This window comes from Polaribacter sp. L3A8 (assembly GCF_009796785.1).
Taxonomy (GTDB): domain Bacteria; phylum Bacteroidota; class Bacteroidia; order Flavobacteriales; family Flavobacteriaceae; genus Polaribacter.
Map to the genome: position 1 here is coordinate 2558817 of NZ_CP047026.1, position 12941 is coordinate 2571757.

At 32.6% G+C, this 12941-nt stretch carries 9 protein-coding genes; 1 reads left to right on the top strand and 8 read right to left on the bottom strand.

What is annotated here, in order from left to right; genetic code table 11:
* Positions 1-18: 18 nt before the first annotated feature.
* From infB to rimP, 3 genes are read right to left on the bottom strand one after another with little or no spacing between them, the layout of a single operon-like run.
* Complete coding sequence (gene infB / locus GQR92_RS10410; RefSeq protein ID WP_158839278.1) at positions 19-2889, bottom strand: translation initiation factor IF-2; 2871 nt, start codon at positions 2887-2889, stop codon at positions 19-21.
* Between the two features lie 60 nt (positions 2890-2949).
* On the bottom strand, positions 2950-4206 hold the full coding sequence (gene nusA / locus GQR92_RS10415; RefSeq protein WP_105049466.1) for a transcription termination factor NusA: 1257 nt from the start codon (positions 4204-4206) through the stop codon (positions 2950-2952).
* 11 nt (positions 4207-4217) lie between these two features.
* Entirely contained in the window at positions 4218-4679 is a 462-nt protein-coding gene (gene rimP / locus GQR92_RS10420; RefSeq protein WP_158839279.1) for a ribosome assembly cofactor RimP, read from the bottom strand.
* Positions 4680-4853: 174 nt separating this feature from the next.
* Between rimP and GQR92_RS10425 the strand changes: the two genes are divergently transcribed.
* On the top strand, positions 4854-5681 hold the full coding sequence (locus GQR92_RS10425) for a universal stress protein (protein ID WP_158839280.1): 828 nt from the start codon (positions 4854-4856) through the stop codon (positions 5679-5681).
* A 155-nt stretch (positions 5682-5836) separates the two neighbouring features.
* Here the strand turns inward: GQR92_RS10425 and GQR92_RS10430 are convergent, their stop codons facing one another.
* The 5 genes from GQR92_RS10430 to ilvB form a co-directional block, all read right to left on the bottom strand.
* Entirely contained in the window at positions 5837-7429 is a 1593-nt protein-coding gene (locus GQR92_RS10430) for an NADP-dependent glyceraldehyde-3-phosphate dehydrogenase (protein WP_158839281.1), read from the bottom strand.
* A 157-nt stretch (positions 7430-7586) separates the two neighbouring features.
* Positions 7587-8849 (bottom strand): threonine ammonia-lyase IlvA, encoded by a 1263-nt coding sequence (gene ilvA, locus GQR92_RS10435; RefSeq protein WP_158839282.1) that lies wholly within the window; start codon positions 8847-8849, stop codon positions 7587-7589.
* A gap of 73 nt (positions 8850-8922) precedes the next feature.
* A complete protein-coding gene (gene ilvC, locus GQR92_RS10440; protein WP_158839283.1) occupies positions 8923-10398 on the bottom strand; it encodes a ketol-acid reductoisomerase in 1476 nt (491 codons plus the stop codon).
* Positions 10399-10528: 130 nt separating this feature from the next.
* A complete protein-coding gene (gene ilvN / locus GQR92_RS10445) occupies positions 10529-11059 on the bottom strand; it encodes an acetolactate synthase small subunit (protein WP_158839285.1) in 531 nt (176 codons plus the stop codon).
* 106 nt (positions 11060-11165) lie between these two features.
* Positions 11166-12899, bottom strand: coding sequence for a biosynthetic-type acetolactate synthase large subunit (ilvB, locus tag GQR92_RS10450; protein ID WP_158839287.1), 1734 nt, complete (start codon positions 12897-12899; stop codon positions 11166-11168).
* Positions 12900-12941 lie beyond the last annotated feature (42 nt).

Consider the following 12941-nt stretch of genomic DNA (forward strand, 5'->3'; position numbering starts at 1 on the left):
ATATAAGTTTTGAAATTATTATTTCAACTTCTTCTTAACTGCTACTTCTTTGTATGCCTCAATTACATCTCCTTCTAAAATATCATTGTAGTTCTTAATTTGAACACCACAATCAAATCCTTTTGTAACTTCTCTAACATCATCTTTAAAACGTTTTAACGCTGTTAAAGTTCCGTCGTGCACTACAATTCCGTCTCTAATAATTCTAATCTGAGAATCTCTTTGGATTTTACCAGACATTACCATACAACCTGCAATATTACCAACTTTAGATATTTTATAGATTTCTCTAATTTCTACGTTACCAGTAACTTCTTCTTTCATTTCTGGAGATAACATCCCTTCCATGGCGTCTTTTAAGTCGTTGATAGCTGCATAAATAATAGAATATGTTCTAATATCTACCTCTTCTCTATCTGCTACTACTCTTGCATTTCCTTGCGGACGAACATTAAACCCAACAATAATTGCGTCTGATGCTGATGCTAATAAAACATCACTTTCTGTAATGGCTCCAACACCTTTATGTAAAATATTAACTTGAATTTCTTCAGTAGATAATTTCTGGAAAGAATCTGTTAACGCTTCTACAGAACCATCTACATCTCCTTTTAAGATAATGTTTAATTCTTTAAAGTCTCCTAACGCAATTCTACGTCCGATTTCATCTAACGTTAATGTTTTCTGAGTTCTTACAGATTGCTCACGTTGTAATTGAGAACGTTTAGATGCTATTTGTTTTGCTTCTCTTTCATCATCAAATACTACAAACTTATCACCCGCTTGTGGCGCTCCGTCTAAACCTAATATTGATACTGGTGTTGATGGACCTGCAACTTTTAAATTAGTTCCTTTATCATCAAACATTGCTCTTACTTTACCACTGTGTTTACCTGCTAACAAGTAATCTCCAATTTTTAAAGTTCCTGCTTGTACTAATACAGTAGAAACATATCCTCTACCTTTATCTAATAATGCTTCCACTACTGCACCAACTGCATTTTTATTAGGATTTGCTTTCAATTCTAAAATTTCAGCTTCTAATAAAACTTTCTCTAATAATTCTGGAACACCTGTTCCATGTTTTGCTGAGATATCTTGAGACTGTATGTTACCACCCCATTCTTCTATCAACAAATTCATTGAAGATAATTGCGTTTTTACATTATCTGGATTTGCATTTGGTTTATCAATCTTATTGATTGCAAATATAATAGGCACTCCTGCTGCTTGCGCATGAGAAATTGCTTCTTTAGTTTGTGGCATTACATCATCATCTGCTGCAACTACAATAATAACTAAATCTGTTACTTGCGCCCCACGTGCACGCATTGCGGTAAACGCCTCGTGACCTGGTGTATCTAAAAATGCTATTTTTTGATCGCCAACTTTTACAGAATATGCACCAATGTGTTGTGTAATTCCTCCACTTTCACCATCAATAACATTTGCTTTTCTAATGTAATCTAATAAAGATGTTTTACCATGATCTACGTGACCCATTACCGTAATAATTGGTGCACGAGTTTCTAAATCTTCTGGTTTATCTATTACTTCTTCTATAGACTCTTCTACTTCTGCACCAACAAATTCTACTTTGTGGTTAAATTCTTCAGCAACAATAACTAATGTTTCTGCGTCTAAACGCTGATTCATTGTTACCATCATACCTAAAGACATACATGCAGATATAATATTTGTTACAGGAACTTCCATCATTGTAGCAACTTCACTTACAGTAACAAATTCTGTTACTTTTAAGATTTTGTTGTCTAATGCTTGAGCTTCTAACTCAGCGTCAGAATGTTCTCTGTGTGCATCTCTTTTATTTCTACGGTATTTTGCTCCTTTACCTCTAGAAGATTTTCCTTGCAGTTTCTCTAGCGTTTCTCTTACTTGCTTTTGAATTTCTGCTTCAGTTGGTTCTTCTTTTTTAACGGCTGCTGGTCTTGCTGCTCCACGTCCACCTCTATTAAAAGGAGGTCTACTACCACCACCTGCTCTATTACCTTGACCTGGTCTACTAGGTCTTGCAGTTGCAGAACCTGGCGCACCTGCTTTAGTTACAATACGCTTACGTTTCTTCTTGTCTGCGTTTGCATCTTTTTTAGGGTCTGGTTTCTTTTTCTTAGGTCTTTCAAATTGTTTTAAATCAATTTTCTTACCTGTAAAGTTTGGACCGTCTAATTTTTTATACTGAGTTTTGATTGCTTCTGCATTTTCTGCAGTAACTTCCTCTACTTTTTCATCAGATTTCGAAGCATCTTTTTTACCTTTTGGTTTATCACCAACTTTAGAAACTTCTTTTTCTATTTCAGAAACAGTTTTTTTAACTTCAGGAATTACAGCCTTTGGTTTTTCAACCACCGGAGTTTCTTCAACTTTAGGTGTTTCAGCTTTCACTTCAACAACTGGAGTTTCTGCAACTACTTTCGGTTCTTCAACTTTAGGCGTTTCAGTCTTAGGTTCAGCAACAACCTCTACAGGTGCTTCTTTTTCCTTTTCGACTATCTTGGCAGGTTTTTTACCGATATTTTCAATATCAATTTTACCAACAGTCTTAAACTCTAATTTATCTGCTTTGGCTTTTAAAACCTCTTCCTTCTTAACCTCTTCCGCTCTTTTCTTCTCTAACTTAGCTTCATGTTCTAAACGAATAGCTTCTTTCTCCTTACGTTTTTCCTCTCCAACTTCTTTAGATGCAGCTTTCTTGTTTGCATCTTTTTCAAAGCCATCAAGTAAAACTTGATAGACGTCACCCGTTATTTTTGTGGTTGGCCTCGATTCTATTTCGTGACCTTTACCCGCTAAATATTCGACTGCTCTATCAAGAGAAATGTTTAATTCTCTTAAAACTTTATTAAGCCTCATTGTTTTGCCTACAGACATAAATTCTTTTTAACTTTATACTTGTAAAAATATACTTTTTACTTTAATACTATACTATACTTAGTCCTCGAATTCTTCTTTCAAGATTCTTTGAACGTCCATAATTGTTTCCTCTTCTAAATCAGTTCTTCTTACTAGTTCTGCAACACTTGTTTCCAAGACACTTCTTGCAGTATCTAAACCAATCTTTTTGAATTCAACAATAACCCAATCTTCAATTTCATCGCCAAACTCTGTTAACTCTACGTCTTCTTCTTCTAGACCTTCTCTCTTAACGTCTATTTCGTAACCTGTTAACTCACTTGCCAAACGAATATTTACACCACCTCTACCAATTGCTTTAGAAACTTCTTCTGGTTTTAATAAAACGCTTACACGTCCTTTTTTACCGTTTCTTTCTTCATCAAACATTTCTATTTCCATTGATGTCACTTTAGCAGGACTCAATGCTCTTGAAATAAATAATTGTTCGTTTTTGGTATAGTTAATAACGTCTATATTTTCATTCCCTAATTCACGTACTATACCATGAATTCTAGAACCTTTTACACCAACACAAGCTCCTACAGGATCTATTCTATCATCATAAGAATCTACCGCTACTTTTGCTTTTTCTCCTGGTATTCTTGCCACACCTTCAACAGTAATTAAACCATCAAAAACTTCTGGAATTTCTTGCTCGAACAGCTTGTTTAAGAAAACAGGCGATGTTCTTGATAAGATAATCGCTGGTTTATTTCCTCTTAACTCTACTGTTTTTATAACACCTTTTACAGAATCTCCTTTTCTAAAAAAGTCTGAACGAATTTGCTCACTTTTTGGTAATACAATTTCATTACCATCATCATCTAACAAAATAATTGCATTATGACGAATGTGATGCACCTCTGCACTGTACAATTCTCCTTCTAATTCTTTAAACTGCTTAAAGATATTTGTACTGTCGTGTTCGTAAATTTTAGAAATTAAGTTTTGGCGTAATGCTAAAATAGCTCTTCTTCCTAAATCTATTAACTTCACTTCTTCAGATACATCTTCACCAATTTCAAAATCTGGCTCAATTAATCTTGCTTCCGCTAATTCAATTTCTTCATTATCATCTTCAGAAAAACCATCTGCAACAACAACTCTATTTCTCCAAATTTCTAAATCTCCTTTATCTGGGTTAATAATAATATCAAAATTATCATCAGAACCAAACTTACGTTTTAAGGCAGCTCTAAAAACTTCTTCTAAAATAGACATTAATGTTACTCTGTCTATACTCTTGTTATCTTTAAATTCTGAAAACGAATCAATTAATGCTATATTCTCCATTACATTTTTGCTTAAAATACAATCTTCACTTTTGCTTCTTTAATATCCTGATAATCTATAGTTGCTGTTTTTAACACAGTAACTTTTCCTTTACCTATTGGTTTTGGCTCTCTTGCTTTCCAGTTTAAAACAATTTTATCTTCATCAGCTTCTACTAAAGTTCCTTCTAATTCTTCTTCAGAAGTTTTTACTTTTAGTATTCTATTAATGTTTTTAATATATTGTCTTTTAACTTTAAGTGGATGCGAAATGTCTGGTGTAGAAACTTCTAAAGAGAAATCTTCTTCTTCTCTATCAAAATTATTATCTACACTTCTACTAATTCTAATGCATTCACTTAATGGAACTCCATTATCGCCATCAACTGTAACCTGAATTTTATTATTTTCTGATATCGATAAATCTATCAAATACAATGATTCGTTCAGTGCTAATGCTTCATCTACTAAATCTCTTACCTTGGTTTGGTCCATTCTAACGCTTAAAATAAAATATAAAAAGAGGGGACTCTTAGTCCCCTTCTTTCTCCATTTATTATAAATTTCGATGCAAATATACTAAATGTTTGGGATTTACCAAACTAAGTTCAAGTCAATTATTTTTTGTAACTTTATATATATTGATATGAACCTTTAAATTTCTGCAAAATGAAAAAAATTTTAGTCCCTATAGATTTTTCTAAAACATCTGAGTACGCATCTAAAATTGCAGCAAAAATAGCTACAAAAACAAATGCTACTGTTTACCTCATTCATTTAATTGAAGTTCCAAAAGGTGTCATAGACATGACTGCTAGCAGTAAATTTAGCATTCCTGAGAGCATGTTATATTTAAGAAAAATTAGAGAGAAAATACTACATTTTAAAAATACTTTTTTTAGTAAAGACACTCATGTAGAATACCTTATAAAACTACTCACTCCTTTTGAAGGCATTCAAAAATATGCTGATAAGATTGATGCAGACCTAATTATAATGGGCTCTAAAGGTCATTCTGAACTAGAAGAAATGATTATTGGCTCTAATACAGAAAAAGTTACACGAAACTCTAAAAGACCTGTTATTGTTATAAAACAAGATAGCGGAAAATTTAAATTAAAAAATTTAGTTTTTGCATCTAACTTTAAGGAAGAAAACAAAGAAGTGTTTGGTAAATTTGTTGATTTTGCATCTATTTTTGAAAGTAAAATTCATTTATTAAAAGTTAACACTCCTGCCAACTTTCATGGAACCTCAGAAACAAAACAAAAAATAAAAGACTTTATTGCCGATTTTAATTTACCAAAACACAAAATTAACATCTATAGCGACACCTCTGTAGAAAAAGGAATCTTAAATTTCTCTAACGATATTAATGCAGACTTAATTGCCTTAAGTACACACGGAAGAACTGGTTTAGCACACCTATTTACAGGTAGTGTTACCAAAAGTTTATCTAAAAATGCATTAAAACCAATGTTAACCATTAAGGTTTAGAGAATAGTTTTGTTTGTTTTTAAAATTATTTACTGAGACCTTGGCCAACTACGGATATAAAAAATTTAAATGTTGCCTATTTTTGTTAACCTTAACAAAAAATAAAAAAACCTCCATTTCTGGAGGTTTTTTTTCATATAATATATCTAATTCTCTTACAAAAGATAATCTGTACTAATAAAATTAGATGCTTTTTTATCTAATAATTCTTCTAAAATAGCATTGTTATAAGGTGTATCTTTAGACGCTACAAAAGTTCTAATAGAAAAAGAACGCAATGCATCATGCACACTTAACGTAGCAACTGCAGAATCTTTTCTTCCTGTAAAAGGATATACATCTGGTCCTCTTTGTGCAGCACTATTTAAGTTTACTCTACACACTAAATTTACCAACGTATCTATTAATGGCGCTAAGGTTTTTACCTCGCTACCAAAAACACTTACTTGTTGTCCGTAATTAGAATCTGCCATATCATCTAAAGGCTCTTGAATATTTTTAAAAGAAACAATAGGTGTTACTGGTCCAAATTGCTCTTCTTTAAACACTCTCATATCTTTAGAAACAGGGTATAAAACTGATGGAAAAATATAATTATCTGTAGTTTCTCCTCCTTTTTTATTAATAACTTTTGCTCCTTTTGCAGTTGCATCATCAATTAATTCTTGAATATAAGCAGGTTTACCTGGTTCTGGTAAGGGTGTTAATTTTACACCTTCTACCCAAGGATTTCCAAATTTTAAAGCATCTACTCTTTTTGCAAATCGTTTGTTAAATTTATCTACAATATGCTCATGAACATATAATATCTTTAACGCCGTACAACGTTGCCCGTTAAAAGAGGTTGCTCCAGCAAGACATTCATCTATTGCCAAGTCTAAATCTGCATCTGGCAATACAATTCCAGGGTTTTTAGCCTCTAAACCTAATACCAAACGCAATCTATTTTTAAACGGGTGATTTGCCTGAATAGCATTTGCAGATTTACTGTTACCTATTAAAGCTAACACATCTACTTTCCCTGTTTTCATGATAGGAGTTGCTAAAACACGACCTCTACCGTAAATTACATTTACAACACCTTCTGGAAAACTATTTTGAAAAGCCTCTAATAAAGGAGACAATAATAACACTCCATGTTTTGCAGGCTTAAAAACAGCAGTATTCCCCATAATTAAAGCAGGAATTAACAATGCAAATGTTTCATTTAAAGGGTAGTTATAAGGTCCTAAACACAAAACAACACCTAAAGGTCCACGTCTAATATGAGCATGTACTCCACTATTTTTTTCAAACTTAGCAAAATCCCTGTCCATTTGTTTGTAATCTTCAATGGTATCGTAAATATAGTCTATGGTTCTATCAAATTCTTTTTCAGAATCCGGTAAAGCTTTTCCAATTTCCCACATTAATAATTTTACAACCTCATCTCGTTTGGTTTTCATTTGCTCTGCAAACTCCTCCATACATTCTATTCTGTCTGCAACACGCATTGTTGGCCACAAACCCTGCCCTTTATCATAGGCTCTGTATGCAGAATTTAAAGCTTCTATACCTTCTTCTCCTGTTAAATTAGGCACAGTACCTAACAAAGTTGGCTTGTATTCTTTTGTTGATGAAATTGTAGAATACACCTCTGCAAATTCCCCTTTCCATTCTTTTAATTCACCATCAACTAAATACGTCTTTTGATGTAAAAGTGAAGTAACTTTATATGCTTCTGGAATTTCTGTAAATTGTTTTTTCATAAATTAAATTTTAATAGATTGTATAAAAAATAAGCCCTACAATTATCTATTGTTCAAAATTAACTAAAAATAACTGTAAAATACCTCATTTATTATTTAAAAAACGAAAAGGATTTCGGTATTGTAACACTGTTTTATTTTAGAGTTTTTTAAACAATTAAACCAAAAACTGAAACAAATCTGGCTTATCATTTAGGTAGTCGCCAAAGAAACTTCTTTCTTTCATTCTATTGATTAAAGGTTCTAAATCTTTAGAAGATTTTAACTCTAAACCAACAACAGCAGCTCCATTAGTCCTGTTATTTTTCTTTGTATACTCAAAATGCGTAATATCATCATTTGGTCCTAAAATTTCTGCCACAAATTCTTTTAAAGCTCCTGCTCTTTGAGGAAACTTTACAATAAAGTAATGTTTTAGATTGGCAAATAACAATGCACGTTCTTTAATCTCTGCAGTTCTTGTAATATCATTATTACTACCACTTACCACGCAAACTATATTTTTACCTTTAATTTCATCAGCAAAAAAATCTAATGCAGCAATACTTAAAGCACCTGCAGGTTCTACCACAATAGCGTCTTTGTTATATAAATCTAAAATTGTCTGACAGATTTTTCCTTCAGGAACCGTTATTACTTCGGTTAAGTTTTGCTCACAAATAGCAAAATTTAAGTCTCCCACTCTTTTAACCGCTGCTCCATCTACAAAAGAATCTATTACATCTAAAGTTGTATTCTTTTTATTTTTGATTGATGTTAGCATGGAAGGTGCTCCCTCTGGCTCTACACCAATAATTTTTGTTTCTGGTGATAAGTATTTAAAAACAGACGATAGTCCTGCAGACAGACCTCCACCGCCAATAGGCACAAAAACATAATCTATTTTTTTATCCGTTTGATTCAATATTTCGAAACCAACTGTTGCCTGACCTTCAATTACTTTTTTATCATTAAAAGGATGAATAAAGGTTTTTTCCTTGGCGTCACACTCTAGTTTTGCTGCATCAGAAGCATCATCAAAAGTATCTCCTTCAATTACAATGTCAATAAAATCTTCACCAAACATTTTTACTTGGTTAATTTTTTGGTTCGGAGTTGGAGACGGCATAAAAATAGTTCCTTTTATCTTTAATAACTTACAAGATAAAGCAACTCCTTGTGCATGATTTCCTGCACTTGCACAAACAATTCCTCGTTGCTTTTCATCCGAAGTTAAAGAAGACATTTTATTATAGGCACCTCTAATTTTATAAGAACGTACCACTTGTAAATCTTCTCGCTTAAACAAAATTGTTGCTTCTAACTCTTTAGACAAGTTAAAGTTTTTGCTTAACGGAGTTTCAAAAGCAACTCCCTTTAAGTTTGCTGCGGCAGCTTTTACGTTTTCTAAGCTTGGGTAATAAATTGGCTTTGTTTGCATGGGTCGAATATAAAAAGAAAACCTGTCAGACAATTAAATCTGACAGGTTTTTATAAAAAAAATCTTTAGTTAATTATGCAGTTTTTACAACTTTCATTGCGGTCATAGAAGCTCTTAATTGCTCTCCTACTTTTTCTACTGGATGATTTCTAATAATTTTGTTAATTCTAATTAATTCTTGGTTATCAACTCCGTTTTCTGAGCTAAAAGATTTACCAATAACGTTTGTAGAAACTGTTTTCATAAAATCAGTTAATAAAGGCTTACAAGCATGATCAAATAAATAACAACCATATTCTGCAGTATCAGAAATTACACGGTTCATTTCTGCCAATTTCATTCTTGCAATTGTATTTGCAATTAATGGCGTTTCGTGTAAAGACTCGTAATAAGCAGAAGCAGCAATAATACCAGATTCTGTCATTGCCTCAAAAGCTAATTCTACACCAGCTCTTACAAAAGCAACTAATAAAGTTCCGTGGTCAAAATATTCTTGTTCAGAAATTTCTTGATCTGTAACTTCTTGTTTTTCAAAAGCAGTTTCTCCTGTTGCAGCTCTCCAAGTTAATAAGTTTTTATCATCATTTGCCCAGTCTTCCATCATTGTTTGAGAGAAATGACCAGTCATAATATCATCCATATGTTTTTGAAACAACGGACGCATAATTTCTTTTAATTCTTCAGAAATTCTAAAAGCTTCTACTTTTGCAGGATTAGACAATCTGTCCATCATGTTAGTAATTCCTCCATGTTTTAAAGCTTCTGTTACAGTTTCCCAACCATACTGAATTAATTTAGCAGCATAACCTGCTTCAATTCCTTCTTCAACCATTTTATCAAAAGATAAAATTGCTCCTGTTTGTAACAAACCACATAAAATAGTTTGCTCTCCCATTAAATCAGACTTTACCTCAGCAACAAAAGAAGATTGTAAAACTCCGGCTTTATGACCACCTGTTCCTACTGCATACGCTTTTGCTTCTGCCCAACCTTTTCCTTGTGGATCATTTTCTGGGTGAACCGCAATTAATGTTGGTACACCAAATCCTCTTTTATACTCTTCTCTAACCTCAGATCCTGGAGACTTTGGCGCCACCATAATTACAGTTAAATCTTTACGAACTTGCATTCCTTCTTCAACAATATTAAAACCATGAGAATAAGATAATGTAGCTCCTTTTTTCATTAAAGGCATTACTGCATTTACAACATTTGTATGTTGCTTATCTGGCGTTAAATTAATTACCACATCTGCACTTGGTAACATTTCTTCATAAGTACCAACCTCAAAATTATTTGAAGATGCATTGATAAAAGATTGTCTCTTTTGCTCAATAGCAGCCCCTCTTAATGTATAAGAAATATCTAAACCAGATTCTCTCATATTTAAACCTTGGTTTAAACCTTGTGCACCACAACCTACAATAACAATTTTTTTCCCTTTCAATGCTTCTACTCCGTCTTCAAATTCTGAAGCGTCCATAAAACGACATTTTCCTAATTGCTCTAATTTTTCTCTTAATGTTAATGTGTTAAAATAATTTGACATTTTTATTGTTTTTGTTTGTTGGTTTTAGAGTAAAGATGATAGAAAAAAGAAGATAGACAAATCTTACTTGTAATAGATTTATTTCTTGTCTCTTCTCTTTTTTCTCTTCTCTTTTTTCTTTGACTTATTTTTAGTTGTTGTATGTTTCTAATAATGCTGATATCTTCATTTCTTCTTTAGTAACCGCAATTAAACCAGAACGGGTATATTGCATAATACCAAATACGCTTAACTTATTGTATAACGTTACTATTTCTTCTTTTTTGCCTGATTTTTCTAAAACAAAAAATTCTTTATTAACGGTTACAATTCTAGCGTTGCTTTCTTTAATTATATTCTGAATTTGACGCTCTTCGAACAATAATTCTGATTTAATTTTAAACAATCCCGAAATTTGATAGATAATCTCATCTTGATCATGGTAGTAAGCTTTTATAACCTCTACTTGTTTTTCTATCTGACCAATTATTTTTTTAACGCTTTCTTCTGCCATATTTACAACAATTGTAAATTTAGCAACGCCCACAATTTCTGATGGAGAAATATTTAAACTCTCTATATTGATGTGTCTTCTTTGAAAAATTGCCGAAATTCTATTCAACAATCCTATATTATTTTCTGTATAAACAGATATGGTAAATAATTGTTTTTCTGTATTCATATTTTTAAAAGATGATAGAAAAAAGATATTAGAAAATAGACTTGCAAGGTCTTGTTATTTTGATAAAATCTTTATTCTTTGTTCTCTACTCTTTTCTCTAATTTTATTACGCTAGTCTTATATCTGAAACACTTGCTCCTGTAGGAATCATTGGAAATACGTTTCCTTCTTTTTCTACACAAACCTCTAAAAAATAAGCTTCTTTACTTTCCATCATTTCTTTAACAGCTTCTGCTAAATCTTCTCGTTTAGTAACTTTTCTTGCTTTTATATAATATCCTTCTGCAATAGCAACAAAATTAGGGTTTACCATTTCTGTTGATGCATATCGTTTATCGAAAAACAACTGTTGCCACTGACGTACCATTCCTAAGAAATCATTATTTAAAACCACCACTTTTACAGCCGCTTTTTGCTGAAAAATAGTTCCTAATTCTTGAATCGTCATTTGGTAACCTCCGTCTCCAGAAATAGAAACTACTTCTCTATCTGGTGCCGCCATTTTTGCTCCAATTGCAGCAGGTAAACCAAAGCCCATTGTACCCAAACCACCAGAAGTAATATTACTTTTAGTTTTATTGAATTCTGCATATCTACAAGCAATCATTTGGTGTTGCCCAACATCTGAAACGATGGCAGCATCACCTTTACTATAAATATTAATTTGGTTTAAAACCTCACCCATCGTTAAACCTTCTTTAGTTGGGTGTATATCGTCTTTTATTACTTTTTCATATTCGATAGCATATAAATCTTTAAATTTCTGATGCCAATCTGTATGAGAATTTTTATTTATTAACGGTAAAATTGCCTCTAAGCTAGCTTTTGCATCCCCTAAAACAGCAACATCCGTTTTAACGTTTTTATCTACTTCTGCAGGATCTATTTCAAAATGAATCACTTTTGCCTGTGTAGCATACTCATCTAACTTCCCTGTAACCCTATCGTCAAAACGCATTCCGATTGCAATTAAAACATCACATTCGTTTGTTAAAACATTTGGTGCATAATTACCATGCATACCAACCATACCAACATTTAATGGGTGTTTAGTAGGTATTGCAGAAGCTCCTAAAATTGTCCATGCAGAAGGAATTCCTGCTTTTTCAATTACTGCTTTAAATGCTTCTTCTGCTTTACTTAAAATTACTCCTTGCCCCCAAACCACTAATGGTTTTTTTGCAGCATTGATTAATTTTGCAGCAGCTTCAACAGAAGAAAAATCTGTTTTTGGCACAGGAACATAACTTCTTATTTTTGTACATTTTTCATAAGAAAAATCGAACATTTCCATTTGTGCATCCTTAGTAATATCTACTAAAACAGGTCCTGGTCTTCCGCTTCTAGCAATATAAAATGCTTTTGCCATTGCTTCTGGAATATCAGCTGCTTTTGCAACTTGACAGTTCCATTTTGTAACTGGTGTAGAAATACCAACAATATCCGTTTCTTGAAATGCATCACTTCCCAATAAATGAGAAAAAACCTGACCTGTAATACACACCATTGGTGTAGAGTCTATTTGTGCATCTGCAATACCAGTAATTAAATTGGTTGCTCCGGGTCCTGAAGTTGCCATAGCAACTCCAACCTCACCAGAAATACGTGCATAACCTTGTGCAGAGTGTGTTGCACCTTGCTCATGACGTGTTAATACATGATGAATTTTGTCTTGATATTTATACAGCTCATCATAAACAGGCATAATTGCCCCTCCAGGATAACCGTATAAAATCTTAACTCCTTCTTCTATAAGACATCTAACAATTGCCTCGCTACCAGAAATCCTTTCTGTAGTTTTTGTTGTATTTTGTTTGCTTTTTATGGTTTGTGTTTCCATAGTTTTATCTTTTAAACACCTACAAGGCTATTGAAACCTTTC

Coding starts and splice junctions, on each gene's coding strand:
- nusA (WP_105049466.1), bottom strand. CDS start 4,206: ATGGAGAATATAGCATTAATTGATTCGTTTTCAGAATTTAAAGATAAC.
- infB (WP_158839278.1), bottom strand. CDS start 2,889: ATGTCTGTAGGCAAAACAATGAGGCTTAATAAAGTTTTAAGAGAATTA.
- ilvA (WP_158839282.1), bottom strand. CDS start 8,849: ATGCAAACAAAGCCAATTTATTACCCAAGCTTAGAAAACGTAAAAGCT.
- ilvC (WP_158839283.1), bottom strand. CDS start 10,398: ATGTCAAATTATTTTAACACATTAACATTAAGAGAAAAATTAGAGCAA.
- ilvN (WP_158839285.1), bottom strand. CDS start 11,059: ATGAATACAGAAAAACAATTATTTACCATATCTGTTTATACAGAAAAT.
- GQR92_RS10425 (WP_158839280.1), top strand. CDS start 4,854: ATGAAAAAAATTTTAGTCCCTATAGATTTTTCTAAAACATCTGAGTAC.
- ilvB (WP_158839287.1), bottom strand. CDS start 12,899: ATGGAAACACAAACCATAAAAAGCAAACAAAATACAACAAAAACTACA.
- GQR92_RS10430 (WP_158839281.1), bottom strand. CDS start 7,429: ATGAAAAAACAATTTACAGAAATTCCAGAAGCATATAAAGTTACTTCA.
- rimP (WP_158839279.1), bottom strand. CDS start 4,679: ATGGACCAAACCAAGGTAAGAGATTTAGTAGATGAAGCATTAGCACTG.